The following is a 23,672-nucleotide window of genomic DNA, read 5'->3' as shown; positions in this document are numbered from 1 at the left end:
ACATGGACCCGGAGCATCTCGACTATTACGGCACCTTCGACAACATGCGGGCCGCCTTCGACAGCTTCGTCCAGAACATCCCCTTCTATGGCTTCGCCGCGCTCTGCATCGACCATCCGGAGGTGCAGGCGATGATCCCGCGCGTGTCGGACCGCCGCATCATCACCTACGGCTTCAGCCCGCAGGCCGACGTGCGCGCCGTGAACATGCGGCTGGGCACCGAGGGCGCCGAGTACGACGTGGTGATCGACGACCGCCACACCGGGGAGAGCCGGACCATCATCGGCGTGCGCCTGCCGATGTACGGCCCGCACAACGTCCAGAACTCGCTGGCCTGCTTCGCGGTGGGCAACGAGATGGGCCTGCCCGACGTGGTGATGCGCGACAGCATGGCGAAGTTTCAGGGCGTCAAGCGCCGCTTCACCAAGACCGGCGAGTCGAACGGCATCACCGTCATCGACGATTACGGCCACCACCCGGTGGAGATCGCCGCCGTGCTGAAGGCCGCGCGCACCGCCGGTACCGGCCGCACCATCGCCGTCGTCCAGCCGCACCGCTATTCGCGCCTCGCCAACCTGTTCGAGGAGTTCTGCACCTGCTTCAACGACGCCGACGCGGTGATCGTGGCCGACGTCTACGCCGCCGGGGAGCAGCCGATCGAGAACGTCAACCGCGACAGCCTCGTCGAGGGCCTGCGCATGCACGGCCACCGTCAGGTGCTCGCCCTGCACGGCCCGGACGAGCTGCCGCAGCTGGTCCGCGAGATCGCGCGGTCCGGCGACCTCGTGGTCTGCCTGGGCGCCGGCAACATCACCCAGTGGGCCAACGCCCTGCCGGGCGAGCTGGACAAGCTGTCGGGCAAGGCGTGACGGGTTTTTCTCCGATGACAGCCACAACCGCCTCCCTCATCGACCGGATGCCCGCCTGCCGCGGACGGCTGACCGCCGCGGCACCGCTGGCGAACGTTACCTGGTTCCGCGTCGGCGGGCCGGCGGAGGTCATGTTCCGGCCGGAGGACGCCGACGATCTGGCGGGCTTCCTGGCCGGACTGCCGGACGACGTGCCGGTGACGGTGCTGGGCGTCGCCTCCAACCTGCTGATCCGCGACGGCGGCATTCCCGGCGTGGTGATCCGGCTGGGCCGCGGCTTCGCCGGCATCGCGGCGGACGGGCTGACGCTGGAGGCCGGGGCCGCGGCGCTCGACCTGAACGTCGCCGCGGTGGCGCGCGACGCCGGCGTCGCCGGGCTGGAATTCCTGTCGGGCATCCCCGGCACCATCGGCGGCGCGCTGCGGATGAACGGCGGCGCCTACGGCCACGAGATCAAGGACGTGCTGGTCTCCGCCCAGGGCGTGACCCGCCGCGGCGAACGCGTGTCCTACGACAACGCCGGCATGGGCTTCACCTACCGCCACGCCGGGGTGCCGGAGGACGTCATCTTCACCGGCGCCACCCTGCGCGGCACGGTCGGCGACCCGGCGGAGATCGCGCAGCGCATGGCGGAGATTTCCGACCAGCGCGCCGACACCCAGCCGGTCCGCTCGCGCACCGGTGGCTCGACCTTCAAGAACCCGCCCGGCCACAAGGCGTGGGAGTTGATCGATAAGGCCGGCTGCCGCGGGCTGACCATCGGCGGCGCGCAGGTGTCGGAGAAGCACTGCAACTTCCTCATCAACCAGGGCACCGCCAACGCGGCGGAGCTGGAGGCGCTGGGCGAAGAGGTCCGGCGCCGGGTGTTCGAGACCTCCGGCGTCACGCTGGAGTGGGAAATCAAGCGGGTCGGCGTGGCCCGCGAAGGAGCGTCCGCATGACCACCCCCCACAAGAAGCATGTCGCCGTCCTGATGGGCGGCTGGTCGGCGGAGCGCGAGGTGTCGCTGGTCAGCGGCGCCGGCGTCGCCAAGGCGCTGGAGGAGGAAGGCTACCGCGTCACCGCGGTGGACGTGCAGCGCGACCTGGAGGGGCTGCTGCGCGCGCTGACCGACCCGCGCCCCGACGCGGTCTTCAACGCCCTGCACGGGCGCGGTGGCGAGGACGGGACGATCCAGGGCGTCCTGGAATTCCTCGGCATCCCCTACACCCATTCCGGCGTGCGCGCCGCCGCGGTCGCCATGGACAAGGCGATGACCAAGGCGCTGCTCGCCCCGGTCGGCGTGCGCTCGCCCAAGGGCCTCGTCCTCACCAAGGGCGAGCTGACCGGCGGTGCTCACCCGATGCCCGCCCCCTACATCGTCAAGCCGGTGGACGAGGGTTCGACCGTCGGGGTCACGCTGGTGCGCGAGGGGCAGAACAGCCCGGTCGGCGACGCCTGGACCTTCGGCGAGCGCGCCCTGGTCGAGGAGTTCATCCCGGGCCGCGAGCTGACCGTGGGCGTCATGGGCGGGCTGGACGGCGAGTGCCGCCCCCTGACCGTGACGGAGATCCGTTTCGAAGCACAGGTGTATGACTACACGGCTAAATACAGCGCCGGTCATGCCGTTCATACTGTGCCCGCGCAGATTCCCGAGAACGTCGCGGAAGAAGCCAAGAGGTTGGCGGTCCTGGCCCACCGAACCCTGGGGTGCCGCGGCGTTTCGCGCAGCGACTTCCGCTGGGACGATCGTAAAAGTGGGACGGACGGACTCTTTTTCCTGGAAATCAACAACCAGCCGGGCATGACGCCGCTGTCGCTGGTTCCCGAACAGGCCGCTGCCGTGGGGCTCACCTACGGGGCTCTCGTCGCTTGGATGGTGGAGAACGCCGCATGTCAACTCGACTGAGCATCGATCCGCAGTTCCGCGCCGGTTTCGGGGGCTCTGCGAACCGGGCCCGCGACGACATGCCCGTGCCGCCGCGCGCCATGGCGAAGTCGGCCCAGAAAGGCAACCGCCGCCGCGCCTGGCCGCGCTGGACCCGTCCCGCGGTCAAGGCGGCCATTCTGCTGACGCCGGTCCTGGTCGTCGCCGGCATGGCCGTGTCGGCGTGGCAGCGCGGCACCTTCGCCGAGACCACCGCGGCGTTGCAGGAAAGCCTGATCCAGACCAGCGCGTCCGCCGGCTTCGCCATCGCCGACGTTCTGGTCGAGGGCCGCACCGAGACCGACCCGGCGTCCATCCTGCGCGTGCTTGGCGTGCAGCGCGGCGATCCGATCCTCGCCGTCACGCTGTCCGACGCCAAGGAGAAGCTGGAAAGCCTGCCCTGGGTCGCCTCGGCCTCCATCGAGCGCCACCTGCCCGGCATCCTGTTCGTCCGCCTGACGGAACGGGAGCCGATGGCGATCTGGCAGCACGACCGCAAGTTCACCGTCATCGACCGCGAAGGCCGCCCGCTGGCCGACGCGACCGAGCTGGCGCGGCGCGGCAACCGGCGGATCGAGACACTGCCGCAGGTCGTCGGCGCCAACGCGCCGATGCAGGTGCCGAAGCTGCTCGCGGCCCTCGACAACGTGCCGGCTCTGCGCGACAAGGTGAGCGCCGCCTCCTGGGTCGGCGACCGCCGCTGGGACCTCAAGCTGAAGAACGGTGTCGTGGTGAAACTGCCGGAAGCCCGCATGCCGTCCGCGCTGCGCCAGTTGGCGGAGATGGACGCGACGGGACAGGTCCTCGACCGCGACATCGTGGCCATCGACCTGCGCCAGAACGACCGCGCCGTGCTTCAGACCTCCGCCACCGCCGTCCTGCCCTGGACGGAGGAGGACAACAAGAAGAAGCCGGGCAAGAAGACGTGATCCTCCGCCACACCTCCTCCTGAACCCCTTTTCTGAAACGCGGACGACCGGACGCATCGAGGCCATAGGGTTGTGCTGAACATGGGCTTCAACGGGGCGAAAAAGCCAAAACGAGCCACCCGCGGCGGGATCATCGCCGCGCTGGACGTTGGCTCGACCAAGGTGTGCTGCCTCATCGCCCGCGTCGAGGATGCGGGGGCCGTGCGCATCGTGGGGATCGGCCACCAGATCGCCACGGGCGTCCGCGCCGGCGCCATCATCGACATGGAAGCGGCGGAGACCTCCATCGGCGCCGCCGTCCACGCGGCCGAGCAGATGGCCAACGAGACGATCCGCGACGTGATCGTCAACGTGTCCTCCCCGATCTCCCACGGCTTCAACGCCGAGGTCCCCGTTTCCGGCCAGGAGGTGACGGAGAGCGACGTCCGCCGCGCGCTGGCCCACGCCCGCAGCCTGCAGGTCGGCCCGGACCAGGCGCTGGTCCACGCGATCCCCGTGGGCTTCGCGCTGGACGGCAGCCGCGGCATCCGCGACCCCAAGGGCATGTACGGCGAGCGGCTGGGCGTCCAGGCCCACGTCATCACCTCGCCCGCCGGGGCGGTGCGCAACCTGCAGACCTGCGTGGCCCGCTGCCATCTCGACATCGAGGGTCTGGTCGCCAGCCCCTACGCGTCCGGCCTCGCCTGTCTGGTCGACGACGAGATGGAGATGGGCTCCGCCTGCATCGACATGGGCGGCGGCACCACGACGATCTCGGTCTTCTCCGAAGGCACGCTGGTCTGGTCGGACTGCATCCGGCTGGGCGGCAACCACGTCACCAACGACATCGCGCGCGGGCTGACCACGCCCGTCGTCCATGCGGAGCGCATGAAGACGCTGCACGGCAGCGCCATCACCAGCCCCGCCGACGAGCGCGAGATGATCGACGTCCCCCAGGTCGGCGAGGAGGAGCGCCTCGGCGCCAACAACCTGCCGAAATCCTATCTGGTGCGCATCATCCAGCCGCGGCTGGAGGAAATCTTCGAGCATGTCCGCTCGCGGCTGGAGCATTCCGGCTACGCGAAGCTGGTCGGCCGGCGCGTCGTCCTGACGGGCGGCGCCAGCCAACTTCCGGGCATGCGCGAGCTGGCGCAGCTGATCCTGGACAAACAGGTCCGCATCGGGCGACCGACGCGGATCACCGGTCTGAACGAGGCGCAAGGCGGTCCGTCCTACGCGACCGCCGCGGGCCTCCTTCTCCACGCCGTGCGCAATCCGGCGGAACTTCCCGTGGCGGGCCATGAGGCTGGCGCCGGCACGGGGTTCTTCGGGCGCGTCGGCCTGTGGCTGCGGGAGAACCTATGACCCACCGGACATGGTTCCCGGCCCCAAAAAGGCTCCCGCAGCACCACCGCATTCCTGCCTAAAAACACCACCCGGACCCAACCGGGCAAAGAACCCGCGACGCAAAGCATCGAACCAATCAAAAGGTTGTGGAGGCCATAACATGATCAACGTGACCATCCCCAGCATCGAGCCCGAACTGAAGCCCCGCATCACCGTCTTCGGTGTCGGCGGCGCCGGCGGCAACGCCGTGAACAACATGATCAAGTCCAACCTGGAAGGCGTGGACTTCGTCGTGGGCAACACCGACGCGCAGGCCCTGAAGGGCTCGCTCTGCGAGAAGCGCGTCCAGCTCGGCACCACCATGACCCGCGGCCTGGGCGCCGGCTCCAAGCCGGACGTCGGCCGCGCCTCCGCCGAGGAGCAGCTCGAGGAGATCATCGGTCACCTCGAAGGCGCCAACATGGTGTTCATCACCGCCGGCATGGGCGGCGGCACCGGCACGGGCGCTGCCCCGGTCATCGCCCGCGCGGCCCGCGAGCGCGGCCTGCTGACCGTCGGCGTGGTGACCAAGCCCTTCCATTTCGAGGGCGCGCACCGCATGCGGCTGGCCGAATCGGGCATCGCCGAGCTGCAGCAGTATGTCGACACGCTGATCATCATCCCGAACCAGAACCTGTTCCGCATCGCCAACGAGAAGACGACCTTCGCGGACGCCTTCAAGATGGCCGACGATGTTCTGCATTCCGGCGTGCGCGGCGTGACCGACCTGATGGTGATGCCCGGCCTCATCAACCTGGACTTCGCCGACATCCGCTCGGTCATGACCGAGATGGGCAAGGCGATGATGGGCACCGGCGAGGCTGGCGGCGAGCGCCGCGCCATCGAGGCCGCGGAGGCCGCCATCTCCAACCCGCTGCTCGACGACGTGTCGATGAAGGGTGCCCGCGGCGTCCTCATCAACATCACCGGCGGCTACGACATGACCCTGTTCGAGGTCGACGAGGCGGCGAACCGCGTCCGTGACGAAGTCGATCCGGACGCCAACATCATCTTCGGCTCGACCTTCGACAGCTCGCTGGACGGCGTGATGCGCGTGTCGGTGGTCGCCACCGGCATCGACGCCGCGGCCATGTCCAACCCGCGCACCCTGCACCCGGTCAACCTGTCGCTGGTCTCCGACCGCAACGGCGGCAATGGCGGCGCCAAGAAGCCCGCCGGCGCGGCTGGCCTGACCCAGGCCGCCCCGGCGCCGCTCACCTCCCCCGGTCAGCTCGCCCCGGCGATCCCCGGCGCCGGTCTGGCCCCGCGCCCGATGGGCGGGGTCGCGCAGCCCCAGGTCCAGCAGCCGCATCCGTCGGAGTTCCAGCAGCACGTTCCGGTCCAGCAGCCGGCGCCGCAGCCGGTCCAGCAGCCCATGGACCCGATGGTTCAGCACGCCCCGCAGCATGCGCCCCACCCGCACATGCCGATGGGCCATGACGGCATGCAGCCGGTGGAAACCGCCCCGGCCCGCAACGTCGCCACCGGTCCGCTGCACAGCGAGCGCCGCGACGGCCACTTCATCGCCCCGAAGGCCGCCGATCCCGGCCCGCGCCAGTCCTCGGTCCCGATGTCGAGCCAGCTCGCCGCCGCCGCCCAGGCTGAGCCGCCGGCCCGCAAGCCGAACTTCCTGTTCGGTCTGGTAACCGGTCTGGCCGGCCGCAAGGCCGAACCGGCTCCCCAGCCGGCCCCGCAGCATCAGCCGCAGCAGCACCATCAGCCCCAGCATAACCAGCCGCAACACCAGCAGCCGCAACACCAGCAGCCGATGATGCCGCAGCCGCCGATGGCCGCCCCGCAGCAGCCGATGGCCCAGCCCCCGCGCCCGCAGGCGATGGGCGACGGCACCACCCAGAAGATCGACGAGGAAGCGCTGGACATCCCCGCCTTCCTGCGCCGTCAGGCCAACTGACGCGTCACCGAGGCTGGCCCAATTGATCTGAGGGCAACAGCAACCCGCCGGTCGCCGCCGCCTCTTTCGAAGCGGCATCGGCGGGCATCCACAACCTGTTAGACTTCAACCGCCTCCAGAGCTTCGCAAGAACGCTCCGGGGGCGGTCTTTTCGTGTCTGGGGAGCGCCCTGGTTCGCGCCCGGCGACGGTGCTCTACCGTCCTGCAACAAACGGTAACAAAGAGTGATTTGTCGTCCACAGGGGGCAGTGATACCTAGCATATGCGGTCATAAGCGCTGACCCGCCCCTCCCAAGGGAGACCGGCGGCAAGTCGCGGACCGATCGCACCAAGACCAAGATTGAAACGGGACAGACACCGTGGCTCAGAATCGCATCAAGACCGAAGGCATGCTGCAGCGTACCCTGGCGAAGCCGGTGCGTTGCTCGGGCGTCGGGCTGCATACGGGCGCGACGGTCACCCTGACGATTTCCCCGGCCGAGCCGAACACCGGCATCGTCTTCCGGCGCACCGATCTCAGCGGCCCCGCCGCGGTGATCCCGGCGCGCTGGGACCATGTGGTCGACACCAAGCTGTGCACGGTCATCGGCAACGCCCACGGCACCACCATCGGCACCATTGAGCACCTGATGTCGGCGCTGGCCGGCTGCGGCGTGGACAACGCCGTGGTCGCGCTGGACAACATCGAGGTGCCGATCATGGACGGCAGCGCAGCCCCCTTCGTGGAGGCCATCGAGCGCGTCGGCACCGTGTCGCAGAACGCGCCCCGCCGGGCCATCCGCATCCTGAAGCCGGTCACCGTGACCGAGGGCAACAAGAGCGCCACCTTCACGCCGGACCACACGACGGGCTTCAGCTTCGAGATCGACTTCGCCAGCAAGGCGATCGCCCAGCAGAGCCACGAGATGGAGCTGGACGCCGAGACCTTCCGTGACGAGATCAGCGCTGCCCGCACCTTCGGCTTCCTGCACGAGGTCGAGGGGCTGCGCAAGATGGGCCTCGCCCGCGGCGGTTCGCTGGACAACGCGGTGGTCATCTCCGGTGACGAGGTGATGAACGAGGGCGGCCTGCGCTTCGACGACGAGTTCGTCCGCCACAAGATCCTCGACGCGGTCGGCGACCTCTATCTGGCCGGCGCGATGTTCGTCGGTCATTTCCATGGTGTCCGGTCCGGCCACGCCCTGAACAACCAGCTGCTGCGCGCTCTGTTCGCCGACGCCAGCGCCTGGTGCTACGAGACCCCGCCGAGCACGGCGCTGCCGGGCGCCGTCTGGCACGCGACCGAGCGGCTGGCCGTCGCCTGAGACGCGCCTCACAGCATCGCGTTGCCCCTGCCCTCCCCTTCCGGGGAGGGCATTTTCGTTTTGCGCCCCCTCCCCTCTCGGGTTCGCGCGAGGCGAGGCGCACGCACACTCCCCTCCCCTTCTGGGAGTGAAAGGATATGATTTCCGCGCCGTTTTCCCAGAATCACAATAAAATTGAATTATATCAATATTTTATGTTGTGTTTTTGAGACTTCGGCTGAGGTGGCTCCGTCGAAATCCCCTCTCCCGGGGCGGGAGAGGGGACATGAGACAACTCACTGCTCCGCGGCGTAGGCGCCGAAGCGGGTGTCTTCCTTCAGGATGTGCTTGCCCAACCAGTCGGCACAGAATTCGAACACCTCGTTGCCGGTGATGGTGTCGCGCTGGGCGTGGAAACGTTCGCGGTAGGATTCGACGTTGCGCGTCAGGGTGTCGTGCAGAGCCTTGTGTGCGGCGAAGGTCGGGTAATTGGTCTGGGCCATGTGCGCTTCTTCGCGCGCGAAATGATCCTTGGTGTAGTGGATCAGTTCGTCCAGGATCGCTTCGACGACATCAGGAGAGTCGCGGTTTTCGCACGCACCCAGCTTGTTGACGATGTCCACGAGAACACGATGATCCTCATCGAGTTCTTCGATGCCGACGCTCATCCAGCGCGACCATTGAATGGAGTCCATAGCGATCCCCCGTCTCATTTTTCTTATGGTGCTTCTCCCCTTTATGGAACCGGCGGCGAGGGGCGTCAACGCGGCACTCAGCCGCGCCGCCCCTCCCCTTCCGCCCCCCTGGGCCAGCCGGCGATCAGCCGGCGATCAGCTCGGCCCACTCCTGCTCGCTGAGGATGGTCACGCCCAGGTCGCGCGCCTTGGCGGCCTTGCTGCCCGCGTCCGCCCCGCAGATGACGTAATCGGTCTTGGCCGAGACCGAGCCCGCGACCTTGGCCCCCAGCGACTCCGCGCGGGTCTTCGCCTCGGTGCGGGTCATGGTCTCCAGCGTGCCGGTGAAGACCACCGTCTTGCCGGCGACCGGGGAGCCGCCGGCCGCCTTCGGGCGCTCGGCATCGGCCACCCGCACACCGGCGGCGCGCAGGTCGTCGATGATGGCGCGGTTGCGCTCCTCCTGGAAGAAGCCGGCCAGTTCCTCCGCGGCGACCTCGCCCACGTCGGGGATGGCGACCAGTTCGCCCCAGCCGGGACCGGGCTGCGCGCCGACGGCGGCGAGCATTGCCGCCTTCCAGTCCGCCAGCGCGCCGTAGCGCTCGGCCAGAGCCTGAGCGGCGCGGCTGTCCACCTTCTTGATGCCGAGCAGCTTGATGACGCTGTCCAGCCGCAACGCCTCCTGGCCGGCGTAGAAATCCAGCTTCGGCAGATTCTCCGGGTCGGCGAACCAGGCGAGCAGAGCGTCGGCCTTCACCGGGCCGAGGCCGTTCAAAGCGTGCAGGTCGCGCCACGCCTCCCCCGGCATGTTGGCGACGGCGCGCTCCATCCCCTCCAACCAGCCGTCGATCGAGCCGTAATGGCGGGCCAGCGACTTGGCCGTCACCTCACCGATGTGGCGGATGCCCAGCGCGAAGATGAAGCGGTGCAGGTCGATGCGCTCGCGCCGCTGGTTGATCGCGGCGAACAGGTTCTCGACCGACTTCTCCTTCCAGCCCGGACGGCCGAGGATGGCGATCTCCCCCGCCGCCACCCGGCGCTCCAGCGTGAAGATGTCCACGGGGGAGCGGATCAGCCCGTCCTCCCAGAACTCCTCGATGGTCTTCTCGCCCAGCCCTTCGATGTCGAAGGCGTTGCGCGACACGAAATGGCGCAGCCGCTCCTTGGCCTGGGCGGCGCAGATCAGGCCGCCGGTGCAGCGGCGCACCGCCTCGTCCGGCTCGCGCACGGCGAGGCTGCCGCAGACCGGACAATGGTCGGGGAAAACATAGGGCACGGCATCGGCGGGGCGCTGCCCCTCCACCACCCCGACGATCTGCGGGATCACGTCGCCGGCCCGCTGGACGGTCACCAGATCGCCGATGCGGACATCCTTGCGGGCGATCTCGTCCTCGTTGTGCAAGGTGGCGCGGCTGACCACCACGCCGCCGACGGTGATGTCCTCCAGCTCGGCCACCGGGGTCAGAGCGCCGGTGCGGCCGACCTGGATGGTGATGCCCTTCAACCGGGTCTGCGCCTGCTCGGCCGGGAATTTGTGGGCGATGGCCCAGCGCGGCGCTCGGCTGACGAAGCCCAGCCGTTGCTGAAGCTCCAGGCTGTTGACCTTGTAGACCACCCCGTCGATGTCGAAGGGAAGCGCCGAGCGCTCCTCGCCGATCTTGCGGTAGTGGGTCAGCAGGGCCTCGGCGCCGTCGCACAGGTTGGCCGGACGGTTCAGCGAGAAGCCCCAGCCGCGCAGCCGCTCGCGGATGCCCCATTGGGTGTCGGCGATCGGCTCCGACAGCTCGCCCAGCGCGTAGCCGAAGAAGCAGAGCGGGCGCGATGCGGTGATCCTCGAATCCTTCTGGCGCAGCGACCCGGCGGCGGCGTTGCGCGGGTTGGCGAACAGGTCCTCCCCCCGCTCCGCGTAGGCGCGGTTCATGCCCAAAAAGTCGTCGCGGTTCATGTAGACCTCGCCGCGCACCTCCAGCACCGCAGGAAATGGCGCCTCCAGGGTCTGCGGCACATCCTTGATGGTGCGGACGTTGGCGGTCACGTCCTCGCCCTCCGTCCCGTCGCCGCGTGTGGCGGCCAGGACCAGCCGGCCGTTCTCGTAGCGGAGCGAGCAGGACAGCCCGTCGATCTTCGGCTCGGCCACGAACTCCAGCGGGGCGTCGTCGGACAGGCCGAGGAAGCGGCGGACGCGGGCGACGAACTCGTGCGCCTCCTCCGGCTCGAAGGCGTTGCCGAGCGACAGCATGGGCAGCGCGTGCCGCACCTTGCGGAAAGCCGCCGCCGGGGTCGCGCCGACGCGCAGCGACGGCGAATCGGCCCGGCGCAGCTCCGGATAACGCGCCTCGATCCCGTTGTTGCGGCGGACCAGCGCGTCGTAGGCAGCGTCGGAAATCTCCGGCTTGTCCTGCTGGTGATAGAGCCGGTCGTGGTGGGCGATCTCCTGGGCCAGCGCGGCCAGTTCCGCCTGCGCCTGCTCCACCGTCAGCTCCTCCACGGGGATGCTGCGGAGCGCGGCGGGGGTATCGAACAGGTCGTTCATGGCGGGTCTCTTCGGTGCCTTCTCATGAGGATGACGCTGGAGGACGGCGCTGGATCGGCGGGCGCCGCCGGGGGCGCAGCATAGCGCCGCGGGGGCGTGCCGTGGAGTCCGGCCTTGAGCCGGTCTGGCATTCGGCTCCGTCCGCGCCAACCTTGAAACCGCAGACCTTGAGCAGACCTGGAAAGGTGCGGGGACGCGAGGGTTGCGTGTATGATGAACCGGCGCCCGTGAACGGATGTGCTGCATGAACGAGCCGACCAGCCGTGCGACCGCCGGCAGCCTGACCATCGACGATCGATTCGTCATCGCCGCGGCGCTTGACCGCATCCTGTACGACGATCCCGACCATTTCGCGACGGAGGACGCGCGCCTGCTGCGCCGCATGATCCCGCGCACTCGGTCCCCCTGGCTGCGGCTGGGTTTCCGGGCGGAAAGCCAGGGGCCGTCCATGTCGGGCCGGGCCGCCGGCGTGGGCGACGTGAAGATGGACGGCGACAAGAAGGTGGTCGAGGGCGGCGTGGGCGAGGCTCCGGTCTGGCGCTGCGGCCAGTACAAGATCTCCAACCACGGCGACGACCTGGAGATCTGGCAGGTGATGAGCGACGAGTTCGCCGAGGAGCCGAAGGGCGCCCGCCTGGAATACGGCGCCACGGGCACGCCGGAACGCCTGACCTTCTTTCAGCCCCGCGACCTGGAGTTGCGCATTCCTTTCACCGGCATCGCGATCGGGCTTCGTCTGGGCGGCTGGCAGCCTTGGAAGAGCGCCGCCTGAGACCGGCATAGACCTGCGCTTGTTTGTCGCATACCAGAGTATTAAAACGTTCCGGCAGTGAACAGCCAGACGGCGGGCAAACGTTTCCTCGCGGCATCTTTGCGAAGATTCCCAGCAACTTGATAATCTGCCTTATTTCCTATAACTCCGGCAAAAGACGGGCATGGGAAATTATGTGATTCCCCTGGTTTTCTCCTTTTATCTCCGGGAACTCGTTTAACTTAATATTTTACAGAACCGCAATAAAGCATGAAACCAATCGTTAAAACTGTCATGTCCATGATGCCCGCATGGTGATAGCCGAGCGGTGATCAGCCGGGAGGAACCCCGGTCCAGCCGCAGCTCAACGCTTGCCAACCAAGAACAAAGAGACGAACACCATGGACAGTGGCATTCAAGGCGGCATTCAAGGCAGCGTTCAGGAACGCCTCTCCTTTCTGCGGATTGGCGGTGAGACGGCCCCGCTTCTGAAGGAAGCCTGGAGCATCGCCGAGCCGCACCTGCCCGTCATTCTCAAAGACTTCTACGACCACCTTCTCGCCATTCCCGAACTCCGGAAGATCCTGGACGGGAAATCCGTCGAGCGATTGAAGGACGCCCAGGTCAATCACTGGCGACATCTGTTTTCCGGCAGCTTCGACGACGTCTACCTGACGCGCGTGAAGGCGGTGGGCCAAGCGCATTACCGCATCGGCCTGCACCCGCGCTGGTATTTCGGAGCCTACCGGCTGGTCATGGGACGGCTGGGCGGGCTGATCGGCCAGCGGCACCGCCGCGATGCGCCGCGCGCCATGAGGATCATGGGGGCGGTGGAAACCGCGATCTTCCTCGACCTTGACCTATCCTTCGACGCCTACAGCACCGCCGTGATGACCATGACCAACCGGATGCTGGTCGAATTGGCGGAGAATTTCCGAGACACGGTGCAGGGCGCCATTGATAGCGTCGGCCAGTCTGCGGCGGCGGTCAACGCGGCGACCGGCGCGGTGCGCGGCATCGCCCAGGACACCGGCGTGCGCACGGAGCATCTGACCGGCGCGGTTTCCGGCACCGCCAGCAACGCCCGCGCCATCGCCGCCGCCGCCGAGGAACTGACCGCCACCAACCACAGCGTGGTGTTGCGCATGGAGAGCGCCTTCTCCATCGTCAACGAGGCGCAGGCCGCCACACAGCGCTCCACCGAGGCGGTCACCGCGCTGGCCGGCATCGCCGGGCGGATCGGCGGGACGCTGAAGCTGATCAACGCCATCGCCAACCAGACCAACCTGCTGGCTCTGAACGCCACCATCGAAGCGGCCCGCGCCGGCGAGGCCGGGCGCGGATTCTCCGTGGTGGCGGCGGAGGTCAAGGTGCTCGCCAAGCAGACCGCCGGAGCCACGGAGGACATCACCCGCCTGCTTCAGGAGATCGACGGCGCGACGGGCCGGACCCGCGACGAGATCGCCGGAATTGGCTCAGTGGTTGGAGCGTTGCGCGCCCATTCGCAGGACGTGCTGTCCATCATGGGCCAGCAGAACGAGGCGACACGGGAAATCGCCCAGAACATTCACGAGGCCAGCCAGTCCGCCGAACGGATGTCCGACGAGGCCGGGCACCTTGCCGACGGCGCACGGTCGGTCAGGGCGTCGGTCGAGGACGCCTTCCACACCACCGCCCAATTGAGCGGGACGGCGGAGGAACTGCGCGCCGCGCTGGACAAGTTCCTGTCGCACATGATGTCCCTGCGCGTGGCGGCGTGACCGGACGGGGGCGTTTCCACCCCTCGTCCTGATGACACGGCTCAGGGCGCCGTCGCTCAGGCCGCGTCGAACGGATGCAGCGGGTCGAGGTGATGATCCGTCGGCGCGGCGTGGGCGTGGAAATCCCCCGACAGGCCGAGATCCGCCATGGACAGCGCCGTGTCCGCATGGACCGGCGCCGCGGCCTCCAGCCCCTGGGCGACGAGGTGCTGCCACACCGTGTCCTGCCCGTCCGCCGACAGGGCGGAGGCCACGGCACCACTTCCCGAGGCGGTTCCGGAAGACGGGAACCAGGACTTGTCGGCGTCAACGACCAGCGTGCCGTTCCACCACAGGCCGGCCTGCCCCTTGACCACGTCCTTGCCGTCGAGAGCGCCCTTGTCATAGGTGACGTTCGACGCCGTCGGCGCGACGGCGTGGCCGTTGATGGTGAGTTTGTTGACGAACAGCGAGCGGTCCTGCCCGTTCACCACGGCGTCGTTGTCGTACTGCACCTGGACCTTGTGCGCCTGATCGGCGGTCAGGTTGGTGGCGAAGGTGAAGTCCTTGCCCGCCGTGCCGACCGTGGCGCCGCCGATGGCCTTGCCGTCCACCAGCAGGTTGAAGTGAGCGTTCACCCCGCCCGCCGCGGCGCCGGAGGCGTTGACCGTGATGGTCGTGTTGGCGGGCGCCGCCTGGGCCGGGAAATCCTTGGCCGGAGCATCGACCACCAGCGTGCCGCCCCACCACATCGACGACTGGCCCTTGACCACGTCCTTGCCGTCGAGAGCGCCCTTGTCATAGGTGACGTTGGCGGCGGTCGGGCTGTGGGCGGTGCCGTTGATGGTGACCTTGTTGACGAACAGGTTGCGGTCCTGGCCGTTCACGAAGCCGTCGTTGTCGTACTGGACCTGCACCTTGTGGGCTTGGTCGGCGGTCAGGTTGGCGGTGAAGCTGTAGTCCTTGGCCGCTGAATCCACCGTGGCCTGCCCCACCGTCTTGCCGTCCACCAGCAGCTTGAAATGGGCGTTGACCCCGCCGGCCGGCGCGCCGGAGGCGTTGACGGTGATCGTCGTGGCGCTCTGCGCCGTGGAGACCGGGGCGGACTGGGCGATCTTGGCGAGCAGGGCATCGGTGTCCAGCTCGAAATAGCCGGCGGTGCCCATGGCCTTGCCGGTGCTGCGGGCGAGATCGAGGAACTCCCCCTGGGTCAGCCGGGTGCCGGTCTGTTCCACCCACGCCTGCTGCGCCTTCGCCACCGCCGCGGTGACCGCCGGGGCGGCGAAGGAGGAACCGTTGGCCGTGTAGGTGACGCCCGACAGATTGGTGATGCGCACGTCGGTGCCGTCGGCGCAGACGTCGGTCAGGGTCGGGCTGCGCTGCGCCCAGGACGGGAAGGCTCCGTCGCCGGTGGAAGCCGAGACGCAGATCTGGTTCACGTCGGCCGAGTAGCTGGAGACGCTCTGCGACGCCCCGCCGTCGCCGCTGTTGCCGGCGGCGGCCACGGTCAGCACGCGCTTGGCGGTCAGCGCCGCCAGCTCGTCGGAGATCGAGGTGGTGGCCGCGGTCGTCTGCGCGCCGCCGCCCAGCGACAGGTTCACCGCCGTGATGTTGTAGGCGTCGGCGTTGGCGACGACCCATTGCAGGGCCTTCTCGATGTTGGCCTCGCTGGCGCCGCTGCCGTCGTCGGGCATGACCTTCAGCGCGATGATGCCGACGTCGGGCGCGTTCTCCAGGATCTCCGCGGTGACCAAGGCGCCGTGCGTGTTCGCGTTGGCGACCATGACGTCGTTGTCGTTTCCGTAGAAGTCATGCTGGTAGACCAGCTGGCCCGTGTTCCAGGCGGAGGACAGGCCACTGTCGATCACAACGACGTTGCCGGCGGAAGCGGAGCTGTTCGACATCTTGCCAACCTTGTTCGTTCTTGGGCGAACGGCGCCCGGTTACCGGACGCGCTAGGCTGGACTATGCGTGTTTTGCTGTGGCCGCCGTATGACCGCTGCGGGCGATTGCTGTGACCTGAACGGAGGATTCAGCCCTCCCCCCTCTGGGGAGAGGGTGGACCGCAGAGCCGGTGAAGGGGGTGCGCATGGCGGTACGTCCGGCAAAAGCGCATCCCCCTCACCCCAACCCTCTCCCCGCTTTCGGCGGACCAACGGTCCGCCTGTCGCGTCAGCGCAAACGAAGTTTGCGCGTGAGTGGAGGGGAGAGGGGACAGAGGCACTACCCCCGCCCGGCGATCAGGCTGTCGGCGGCGGCGCGGGCCTCGGCGGTGACGGTGGCGCCGGACAGCATGCGGGCGATCTCCTCGCGGCGGTCGTCGCCGTCCAGCTCGACCACGCCGGTCGTCACCTGCTCGCCCTTCACCGATTTCTGCACCTTGAGGTGGATGGAGCCGCGGGCGGCGACCTGCGGGCTGTGGGTGACCACCAGCACCTGGAGGCCCTGCCCGAGCGTCTTCAGACGCTCGCCCACCGCGGCGGCGACGGCGCCGCCGATGCCGGTGTCCACCTCGTCGAACACCAGCGTGCCGACGGTCGAGGTCTGGGCCAGCACCACCTTCAACGCCAGCATGAAGCGCGCCAGCTCACCGCCCGACGCGATCTTGTTCAGCGCGCCGGGGGGCGAGCCGGGGTTGGTGGCGACCTGGAAGGCCACTCGGTCCATGCCCGATGCCGTCCAGTCCGATTCGTCGGCCAGCGGCTCGACCAGGGTGCGGAACTTCGCCTTCTCCAGCTTCAGCGGAGCGAGTTCCGTGGCGACGGCGGCGTCCAGACGGCCGGCGGCCTGCTGACGCTCGCCGCTCAGCGACTCGGCGGCCTTGCGGTAGGCGTCGCGGGCGACCTCCGCCTCGCGGGCGAGGCGGGCCAGCAGATCGCCCTGGTCCTCGATCAGCAGCAGCCGGTCGGCCATGTCCTTGCGCAGGGGGGCCAGCGCGTCCACGTCCACCCCGTGCTTGCGGGCGGCGGCACGCAGGGCGAACAGCCGTTCCTCCAGCTTCTCAAGCGCCTGCGGGTCCATGTCGACGTCGGAGGAGACGGCCTGGAGGCCGGCGATCGCCTCCCCCGCCTCGGTCGCGGCGCGGTCCAGGGCGGCGATCACCGGGTCGAGCTTGCCGGCGGCCTTGTCGGCGATGCGGCTCAGTGTGCGGATGGCCGAGGACAGGGCGCGTTCCACCCCCCGGTCGCCCGACAGCTCCCCATAGGCGGCGTTCAGGGCGTCGACCAGCTTCTCCCGGTGCATCAGCACGGCGCGGGTCTCGGCCAGCTCCTCTTCCTCGCCTTGCTTCGGGGCAAGGGCATCCAGCTCGGCCACGGCGTGGCGGAGATACTCCTCCTCCGAACGGGCGCGGGCGATCTCGGCGGCGGCGTTGGCGCGCGCGTCCTCGACCTGCCTCCACGCCCGATGGGCGGCGGCGACCTGGGCGGCGTGGCCGGACAGCCCGGCGTAGGCGTCCAGCACGCCGCGGTGGGTCTGCGGATTCAGGAGGCCGTGGGTGTCGAACTGGCCATGGACCTCAACCAGTTCCTCCCCCAATCGCTTCAACAGGCCGACGCCGACCGCCTGGTCGTTGACCCAGGCGCGGCTGCGCCCGTCGGCGCTGACGGTGCGGCGGACGACCAGCCGCTCCTCGGGGTCGAGCCCCTGCTCCTTGAGGATGGCGAGCGCCGGGTGGTCGCCGGACAGATCGAACTCCGCCGTCACCGACGCCTGATCGGCGCCGTGGCGAACAAGGCCCGAATCGGCCCGCGCACCGAGCGCCAATCCCAGCGCGTCGAGCAGGATCGACTTGCCCGCACCGGTCTCGCCGGTGAGGACGCACAGACCCTTGCGGAAGCCCAGCCCCAGCCGTTCGATCAGGACGACGTCCCGGATCGTCAGCGACGCCAGCATGGATCGTCCTAGAACAGGGAGCTCCAGGCTCTGCTGATCCAGGACTTCTCGTTTCGCTCCGGACGCACGTTGGCGTCCACCAGCAGTGCGTAGCTGTCCGTGTACCATTCGCTGCCGGGGAAGTTGTGGCCGAGCACGGCGGCGGCGGTCTTCGCCTCGTCCGTGATTCCCAGCGCCAGATAGCACTCCACCAACCGGTGCAGCGCCTCAGGGACGTGGGAGGTGGTCTGGTAGTTTTCAATCACCGTGCGGAACCGGCCGATGGCGGCGGTGTACTGACCCTGCTTCAGATAGAAGCGCCCGACCTCCATCTCCTTGCCGGCGAGATGGTCGTTGGTCAGGTCGATCTTGATCTTGGCGTCGCGGGCGTACTGGCTGTCCGGGAAGCGGCGCACGACCTCCGACAGCGCGTCGAGCGCCAGACGGGTCATGCGCTGGTCGCGGCGGACGTCGGTGATCTGCTCGTAATAGGACAGCGCCCGCATGTAGTAGGCGTAGGAGACGTCGGGGCTGCCCGGATGAAGCTGGATGTAGCGGTCGAGCGCCAGGATCGCGTCGTCGTACTTCAGATCCTGGTAATGGGCGTAGGCCGCCATGATCTGCGCCTTGCCCGCCCATTCGGAATAGGGGTGCTGGCGCTCCACCTCGTCATAGAGCTTGGCGGCCACCTTGAACCGCTCCTCCCGCATGGCGGCGTCGGCCTCTTGGTAGATCTGCTCGGCCGGACGCTCGACATACTGGTCCTCGGGTTTGGTCGAGGAGCAGGCGGTCAGGGCGGAAGCCAGGAGGAGGGCCGCAAGCGGCAGACGGGAAAAACGGCAGGGCATGGTCGTCGCGATGCTTTCGAAGTTGGCCCTATATAGCACGCCGGGGCGCGGGGGCGGCAAGCCGCTTCGGCGAACAAATTTCGAACCTCGCCGCCATGACGCGGACGAACGCCCGGAATGGATGGCGATCAACCGAACAGGGCGTCGATGTCGGCCTGGCTGATGTTGCCCATCTCCTGATGGTCGGCCGGGCCGTGCAACTCCAGCGTCTCGTCCATCTTGGTGACGGTGGGCGGCAGGGGCATCGCCTCGAACTCGCGCTTGTTCCAGTGGCTCATCATCGCGTCGACGCGCTCTTCGATGAAGGACAGGGCGCGGACGACCTTGGTGATGCGCTGGCCGGTCAGGTCCTGGAAGTTGCAGGCCTCGTAGATGCGGACGATCACGTCGTTCATGTCGTTGACGCGGTCGGCGTGGTAGCCCTCCGGCAGCGACGACTTCAGCTCGTGAACGACCTCCTCCAACTCCTCGGCGCAGGCCATGATGGTGTTGGTCGCGGCCTCCGTCGCCGAGACGACGGCGTTCAGTTCCTGCGACGCCTGCACGAACTTGTCGTCGCCGGCCAGCGGGTGGCGGATCGCCGCCATCTCCACCTTGGTGGCCTTGATGCGGCCCGAGATGTCGGCGATCTCGACCTGGATCTGGTCGATCTGCTGGGCGTCCATGGTCAGGAAGCGGTCGAGCTTCGCGCCGAGATCGCTGATGGCGCGGATGACGTCGCTGTTGTCAACGGCGACCGGGCCGGACGGCAGCGACGCCAGCGCCGGCGCCAGGGCGGAGGCGTCATCCACCACCGCCTGATAGGGATTGCCGGTCCGACGGGCCTTCTGAAGCTCCGCCATGAAGGGTTTCGAGAGATTCCTCATGCGGGCTGCGCCTCTTTCCGAGTGGACGTCCGGGGCATCCGCGCACGCCGGCCCGTCTGGTCAGGACTGCCCGCCAAGGCCGGCATCGGCCCGGCGGGCGACGATCGTCATAACAAACTTCATGTCCCAATGCGCCCGCCGATTGGAGCGGCGGCAACTCTTCACAAATCCGACACCGAACCGTCTTGTTGACCGTGAGGTCAGCCGAACAGGGCGTCGATGGCTGCCTGATCCAGCGGCGCCGGAGGCTCGTCCGCCGCGGGCGACGGGGCGGCCGCCGGCTTGGCAACCGGGGCCGGCTTCGGGGCGGGCTTGGCCGCCGAGGCCGGCTTCGGCACCGGCTTCTTGGCGGCAGGGGCCGGAGCCGGAGCGGGGGCCGGCGGAGCCACGGCAGGAGCGGGAGCCGGACTGTCGAACAGGCTGTCGATGTCCGCCTGACTGGCCTTCGCCGGAGCGGCCGGCGCTGGAGCCGGGCTGTCGAACAGGCTGTCGATGTCGGCCTGACTCGACTTGACCCCGGCCTGCGCCGCCGGAGCGGACGGCGGTTCGGGAGCCGGCGGCGGAGGCGGTGCCGCCATCGCCGGGCTGTCGAACATGCTGTCCACGTCGGCCTGGCTGACGCCGAGGCCGTCGAGCTGGGGACCGTTCAGCAGATGGGAATCCGGCCGGGTGTCCGTGTTCTCAGGCGCGATCTGGAGGCCGGCGAGCTTCTCGACGCCCCAGATGTTGATCATCGCGTTGACGCGCTGCTCGATGTAGCGGAGCGCGTTGACCACCTTGCTGGTGCGCTGGCCGGTCAGGTCCTGGAACGAGCAGGCGGTGAAGATGTTCGTCACCTCCCCCTCGATCTCGGAGCACAGGCCGGGGTCGGCGCCGTCCGCCTTCAGCTTGCCCGACAGGTCCATCAGCCGCTCGGCGGCGTTCAGGATCTCGAAGGACGCGCGTTCGGTCGAGATGACGATGGCGTCCAGCTCGTTGGTCGCCGACATGATCTTGTCGCCGCCGGCGTCGGGCGGACGCAGGGCCGCGACCTCGCGCCGCGCCTGCTCAATGGAGGCCGCCATCTCCATCAGCTCCAGCCGCAGCACCTCGACGTGCTTGGAGGCTTCCACCGCCTCGCTCTGCTGATGCCAGGAGCTGCGGAACTCCAGCAGCATGTTGCGCACCTCCTCCGCCGCGGCCCCATGGGCCCGGCGGTGGAAGCGGCGCAGGAAGGCTCGCCCCTTGGTCGTGCGGGCGATCGCTTCCTCGATCTGGTCGAACTCTTCCTCGGAAAGCTGCGGAAGCTGATCCAACCCAACCACTCCTTACCCGCCGATGACGGCCTGGATCTTCTGCTTCAGGGTATCGGCGTTGAAAGGCTTGACGATGTAGTTGTTCACACCGGCCTGCTTGGCGGCGATCACGTTCTCGGTCTTGCTTTCGGCGGTGACCATGATGAACGGGGTCGAGGCGAGCTTGGCGTCGGCGCGGATCTCCTTGAGGAGCTGCAGGCCGGTCATCGGTTCCATGTTCCAGTCGGAAATGATGAGGCCGAACTTGCTCTCGCGCAGCTTCTGCAGGGCCGAGACGCCGTCGCCGGCCTCGTCGATGTCCGTGTAGCCGATCTGGGTCAGGAGGTTCCGCACGATGCGCCGCATGGTGGCGTAGTCATCGACGACAAGGATCTTCATCTACGCGTCTCCGCATTCTTCCGTTGCTAGGCCCCGGCCCGGCGTTCAGCCCGCCCGGCGCTGCATGGCGTGCGCCGGGGTCGGTCTGGTCCGACTGTGATGCCTTAAGTCTGCCGAAAAGTCATCCCTCACGGCCACACTGACGTACGCCCGTAAATATCGGGTTACCAAGACCGCCGAATTTGCGCCTCGCCCCGATGCGATGAGGCATCGCTCCAAGGCACGGATACGCGTCCGGCGGCGGTCCGATCAGACATACCCCTGCGCCGGGTGGGGACCTTGCCAGATTTCACAGGCGAACGCACGGGCTGATTCTCGCTCCACACACCCCCCGCCAGCAACGGTCCACCCTGGGCCATTTCCCTCAAACGATGATCGGAGAGGTCGCCTGCCTCAACCAATGCGACACTTCCACATCTCCCTCACCCGCGAGCCGCGGCTCCAGCGCCTCGCGCACCTGTGTGTGGTAGGCGTTCAGCCAACCGATCTCTGCCTGGGTCAGCAGCGCCGGCTCGACCAGATTGCGGTCGATGGGGGCCAGGGTCAGCACCTCGAACCCCAGCATGGGCCGCTCCGCCATGGGCAGGTCGAGCGGCTGGACGACGATCAGGTTCTCGATGCGGATGCCATAGGCGCCGGTCTTGTAGTAGCCGGGCTCGTTGGACAGGATCATGCCGGGCTGCAGCGCCACGCTGTTCGGCACCTTGGAGATCCGCTGCGGCCCCTCATGCACCGAGAGGTAGCTGCCCACCCCGTGGCCGGTGCCGTGGTCGTAGTCGAGCCCCAGCGACCACAGCGGCAGGCGGGCCAGCGTGTCGAGCTGCGATCCGGTGGTGCCGCGCGGGAATCGCGCCGTGCTGACGGCGATGTGCCCCTTGAGGACCAGCGTGAAACGCTCGCGCATCTCCGGAGTCGGCGCGCCGATGGCGATGGTGCGCGTCACGTCGGTGGTGCCGTCTTGATACTGGGCGCCGCTGTCCAGCAGGAACAGGCTGCCCGGTTCCAGCCGGCGATCGGTCGCTTCCGACACCCGGTAATGGACGATGGCGCCGTTCGGCCCGGCCCCGGAGATCGTGTCGAAGCTGAGGCCGCGGAAGCGGTCGTTGGCGCGGCGGAAGGCCAGCAGCTGGTCGGCTGCCGCGATCTCCGTCACAGTGCCCGAAGGCGCCTCCTGCGACAGCCAGTGCAGGAAGCGGACGAGCGCCGCGCCGTCGCGGATGTGGGCGGCGCGGGTACCGGCCAGCTCCGCCTCGTTCTTGCAGGCCTTGGGCAGGGCACAGGGATCGGGGTCGCGCTCCAGCTTGGCGCCGGCCATGTGCAGCCGGTCGAAGATCCAGGCCGAGGTGCTGGCCGGGTCGGCCATCACCTTGCGCCCCTCGCGCCCCAGGCCGTCGAGCGCGGCCCCCAGTTCGTCCGGGGCGCGCACGGCGACCTGGTTGCCGAGATGGGCCTCGACGCCCGGCGCCAGCTTGCGGCGGTCGATGAACAGGTCCACCTGCGCGTCGTCCTTCAGGATCGCGAAGGACAGCGGCAGCGGCGTGCAGGGCACGTCCGCTCCGCGCAGGTTGAGCAACCACGCGATTGAGTCGGGCTGGGTCAACACCACGGCGCCGATTCCGTTGCGCGTCAGGTCACCGGCAATGCGGGCACGCTTGTCGGCGGCGCTCTCCCCGGCGAAGACAAGGTCCTGGGCGACCACCGCGGCCAGCGGGGGCGGCGGCTGGTCCGTCCACACCCGGTCCACCGGGTTGTCCGGGCAGGGCACCAGCGACAGGCCGATGCGCTCCAGCTGCTGGCGGGTGCGCTCCACCCAGCCGGCGGTGTGCAGCCACGGATCATAGCCGAGCCGTCCCCCGCGCGGCAGCGCCTCTCCCGCCCATTCGGTCAGCGGATCGTCGACCAGATGCCGGTATTCGTAGAGATCGCCCGACACCTCCGTCTGGACCTGGAGAGTGTAGCGCCCATCCACGAAGATGGCGGCGCGCTGCCGTCCCACGATGGCATGGCCGGCCGATCCGGTGAAGCCGGTCAGCCAAGCCAGCCGCTGAGCGCGCGGCGGCACATACTCGCCCTGATGCTCGTCGCCGCGCGGAACGATGAAGCCGTCGAGGTCGGCGCGCGCCAGGACACCGCGCAGGGCGGCGATGCGGGCGGCGTAATCCGGCGCCCCGGCGACGCGGCTGTCCGCGATTTCGCCCTTCAGGGCGCGAAGCTGCCCGGCAAGATCCTCCGGAAGCCGCGTCCCGACCAGGACCATCCAGCCATCGGGATATTCCCCCTCCGGCGCGGCGAGCACCCCGGCGACGAGGCTGCGAATGTCCGCGGGGGTTTGGGGCAGGCCCGCTTGGGCCAGGAGCTGCGCCAGGGTTTCGTCGCCGGGGTAAGCGCTGGACACGGGGGCTGATCCTCATCCGGTGAAGCCGTCCGCGACAGGCTAGGCAGGGACGCCCC

The 23,672-nt window shown here is 68.5% G+C and carries 18 protein-coding genes; 9 read left to right on the top strand and 9 right to left on the bottom strand.

Going from position 1 to position 23,672, the window contains the following annotated elements:
- The 7 genes from Q4I23_RS06190 to lpxC form a co-directional block, all read left to right on the top strand.
- On the top strand, positions 1 to 869 hold an 869-nt coding region (locus Q4I23_RS06190; RefSeq protein WP_498525617.1), incomplete at its 5' end, for a UDP-N-acetylmuramate--L-alanine ligase.
- Between the two features lie 14 nt (positions 870 to 883).
- Entirely contained in the window at positions 884 to 1,810 is a 927-nt protein-coding gene (murB, locus tag Q4I23_RS06185; RefSeq protein ID WP_498525616.1) for a UDP-N-acetylmuramate dehydrogenase, read from the top strand.
- On the top strand, positions 1,807 to 2,757 hold the full coding sequence (locus Q4I23_RS06180; protein WP_454019273.1) for a D-alanine--D-alanine ligase: 951 nt from the start codon (positions 1,807 to 1,809) through the stop codon (positions 2,755 to 2,757). Before murB ends, Q4I23_RS06180 begins: the two co-directional genes overlap by 4 nt.
- Positions 2,742 to 3,704, top strand: a complete 963-nt coding sequence (locus Q4I23_RS06175; RefSeq protein ID WP_454019272.1) for a cell division protein FtsQ/DivIB — start codon at positions 2,742 to 2,744, stop codon at positions 3,702 to 3,704. The genes Q4I23_RS06180 and Q4I23_RS06175 overlap by 16 nt, the downstream gene beginning before the upstream one ends.
- An 81-nt stretch (positions 3,705 to 3,785) precedes the next feature.
- On the top strand, positions 3,786 to 5,048 hold the full coding sequence (gene ftsA, locus Q4I23_RS06170; RefSeq protein WP_041811946.1) for a cell division protein FtsA: 1,263 nt from the start codon (positions 3,786 to 3,788) through the stop codon (positions 5,046 to 5,048).
- Between the two features lie 142 nt (positions 5,049 to 5,190).
- Positions 5,191 to 6,981, top strand: a complete 1,791-nt coding sequence (gene ftsZ / locus Q4I23_RS06165; RefSeq protein ID WP_498525615.1) for a cell division protein FtsZ — start codon at positions 5,191 to 5,193, stop codon at positions 6,979 to 6,981.
- A gap of 359 nt (positions 6,982 to 7,340) precedes the next feature.
- Entirely contained in the window at positions 7,341 to 8,285 is a 945-nt protein-coding gene (gene lpxC / locus Q4I23_RS06160) for a UDP-3-O-acyl-N-acetylglucosamine deacetylase (RefSeq protein ID WP_454019270.1), read from the top strand.
- A gap of 275 nt (positions 8,286 to 8,560) precedes the next feature.
- Here lpxC and Q4I23_RS06155 read toward each other — a convergent pair whose 3' ends face one another.
- Both Q4I23_RS06155 and ligA read right to left on the bottom strand, forming a co-directional pair.
- Complete coding sequence (locus tag Q4I23_RS06155; protein ID WP_454019269.1) at positions 8,561 to 8,959, bottom strand: bacteriohemerythrin; 399 nt, start codon at positions 8,957 to 8,959, stop codon at positions 8,561 to 8,563.
- Between the two features lie 124 nt (positions 8,960 to 9,083).
- Positions 9,084 to 11,471 carry an NAD-dependent DNA ligase LigA gene (gene ligA, locus Q4I23_RS06150; protein ID WP_498525614.1) on the bottom strand — a complete coding sequence of 796 codons (2,388 nt, stop codon included), beginning with the start codon at positions 11,469 to 11,471 and terminating at the stop codon, positions 9,084 to 9,086.
- Positions 11,472 to 11,715: 244 nt separating this feature from the next.
- Between ligA and Q4I23_RS06145 the strand changes: the two genes are divergently transcribed.
- Positions 11,716 to 12,243, top strand: a complete 528-nt coding sequence (locus tag Q4I23_RS06145; RefSeq protein WP_237903051.1) for a hypothetical protein — start codon at positions 11,716 to 11,718, stop codon at positions 12,241 to 12,243.
- Positions 12,244 to 12,623: 380 nt separating this feature from the next.
- Positions 12,624 to 13,982 carry a protoglobin domain-containing protein gene (locus tag Q4I23_RS06140; RefSeq protein WP_498525613.1) on the top strand — a complete coding sequence of 453 codons (1,359 nt, stop codon included), beginning with the start codon at positions 12,624 to 12,626 and terminating at the stop codon, positions 13,980 to 13,982.
- A 56-nt stretch (positions 13,983 to 14,038) separates the two neighbouring features.
- Here Q4I23_RS06140 and Q4I23_RS06135 read toward each other — a convergent pair whose 3' ends face one another.
- The 7 genes from Q4I23_RS06135 to Q4I23_RS06105 all read right to left on the bottom strand — a co-directional run bounded on the left by Q4I23_RS06135 (position 14,039) and on the right by Q4I23_RS06105 (position 23,616).
- Complete coding sequence (locus tag Q4I23_RS06135) at positions 14,039 to 15,865, bottom strand: carbohydrate-binding domain-containing protein (RefSeq protein ID WP_498525612.1); 1,827 nt, start codon at positions 15,863 to 15,865, stop codon at positions 14,039 to 14,041.
- Between the two features lie 319 nt (positions 15,866 to 16,184).
- Positions 16,185 to 17,855, bottom strand: a complete 1,671-nt coding sequence (gene recN / locus Q4I23_RS06130; protein ID WP_498525611.1) for a DNA repair protein RecN — start codon at positions 17,853 to 17,855, stop codon at positions 16,185 to 16,187.
- A gap of 8 nt (positions 17,856 to 17,863) precedes the next feature.
- Positions 17,864 to 18,682, bottom strand: coding sequence for an outer membrane protein assembly factor BamD (locus Q4I23_RS06125; RefSeq protein WP_014241237.1), 819 nt, complete (start codon positions 18,680 to 18,682; stop codon positions 17,864 to 17,866).
- Positions 18,683 to 18,810: 128 nt separating this feature from the next.
- Entirely contained in the window at positions 18,811 to 19,548 is a 738-nt protein-coding gene (locus Q4I23_RS06120; RefSeq protein WP_035675428.1) for a protein phosphatase CheZ, read from the bottom strand.
- 200 nt (positions 19,549 to 19,748) lie between these two features.
- A complete protein-coding gene (locus Q4I23_RS06115; protein ID WP_498525610.1) occupies positions 19,749 to 20,852 on the bottom strand; it encodes a protein phosphatase CheZ in 1,104 nt (367 codons plus the stop codon).
- A gap of 3 nt (positions 20,853 to 20,855) precedes the next feature.
- Complete coding sequence (locus Q4I23_RS06110) at positions 20,856 to 21,221, bottom strand: chemotaxis response regulator CheY (protein WP_014241240.1); 366 nt, start codon at positions 21,219 to 21,221, stop codon at positions 20,856 to 20,858.
- 364 nt (positions 21,222 to 21,585) lie between these two features.
- Positions 21,586 to 23,616: an aminopeptidase P family protein gene (locus Q4I23_RS06105; RefSeq protein WP_498525609.1), complete on the bottom strand. Its 2,031-nt coding sequence runs from the start codon at positions 23,614 to 23,616 to the stop codon at positions 21,586 to 21,588.
- Positions 23,617 to 23,672: the final 56 nt, after the last annotated feature.

This window comes from Azospirillum sp. UFLA03-27 (assembly GCF_059803775.1).
This window is presented reverse-complemented; position numbering and strand designations above follow the sequence as displayed.

Bases quoted from the DNA above. Each gene is read 5' to 3' on its own strand.
- Q4I23_RS06135 (WP_498525612.1), bottom strand. From the start codon at position 15,865: ATGTCGAACAGCTCCGCTTCCGCCGGCAACGTCGTTGTGATCGACAGT.
- ligA (WP_498525614.1), bottom strand. From the start codon at position 11,471: ATGAACGACCTGTTCGATACCCCCGCCGCGCTCCGCAGCATCCCCGTG.
- Q4I23_RS06120 (WP_035675428.1), bottom strand. From the start codon at position 19,548: ATGAGGAATCTCTCGAAACCCTTCATGGCGGAGCTTCAGAAGGCCCGT.
- murB (WP_498525616.1), top strand. From the start codon at position 884: ATGACAGCCACAACCGCCTCCCTCATCGACCGGATGCCCGCCTGCCGC.
- ftsA (WP_041811946.1), top strand. From the start codon at position 3,786: ATGGGCTTCAACGGGGCGAAAAAGCCAAAACGAGCCACCCGCGGCGGG.
- Q4I23_RS06145 (WP_237903051.1), top strand. From the start codon at position 11,716: ATGAACGAGCCGACCAGCCGTGCGACCGCCGGCAGCCTGACCATCGAC.
- Q4I23_RS06180 (WP_454019273.1), top strand. From the start codon at position 1,807: ATGACCACCCCCCACAAGAAGCATGTCGCCGTCCTGATGGGCGGCTGG.
- Q4I23_RS06140 (WP_498525613.1), top strand. From the start codon at position 12,624: ATGGACAGTGGCATTCAAGGCGGCATTCAAGGCAGCGTTCAGGAACGC.
- Q4I23_RS06125 (WP_014241237.1), bottom strand. From the start codon at position 18,682: ATGCCCTGCCGTTTTTCCCGTCTGCCGCTTGCGGCCCTCCTCCTGGCT.
- recN (WP_498525611.1), bottom strand. From the start codon at position 17,855: ATGCTGGCGTCGCTGACGATCCGGGACGTCGTCCTGATCGAACGGCTG.
- ftsZ (WP_498525615.1), top strand. From the start codon at position 5,191: ATGATCAACGTGACCATCCCCAGCATCGAGCCCGAACTGAAGCCCCGC.
- Q4I23_RS06110 (WP_014241240.1), bottom strand. From the start codon at position 21,221: ATGAAGATCCTTGTCGTCGATGACTACGCCACCATGCGGCGCATCGTG.
- Q4I23_RS06175 (WP_454019272.1), top strand. From the start codon at position 2,742: ATGTCAACTCGACTGAGCATCGATCCGCAGTTCCGCGCCGGTTTCGGG.
- Q4I23_RS06155 (WP_454019269.1), bottom strand. From the start codon at position 8,959: ATGGACTCCATTCAATGGTCGCGCTGGATGAGCGTCGGCATCGAAGAA.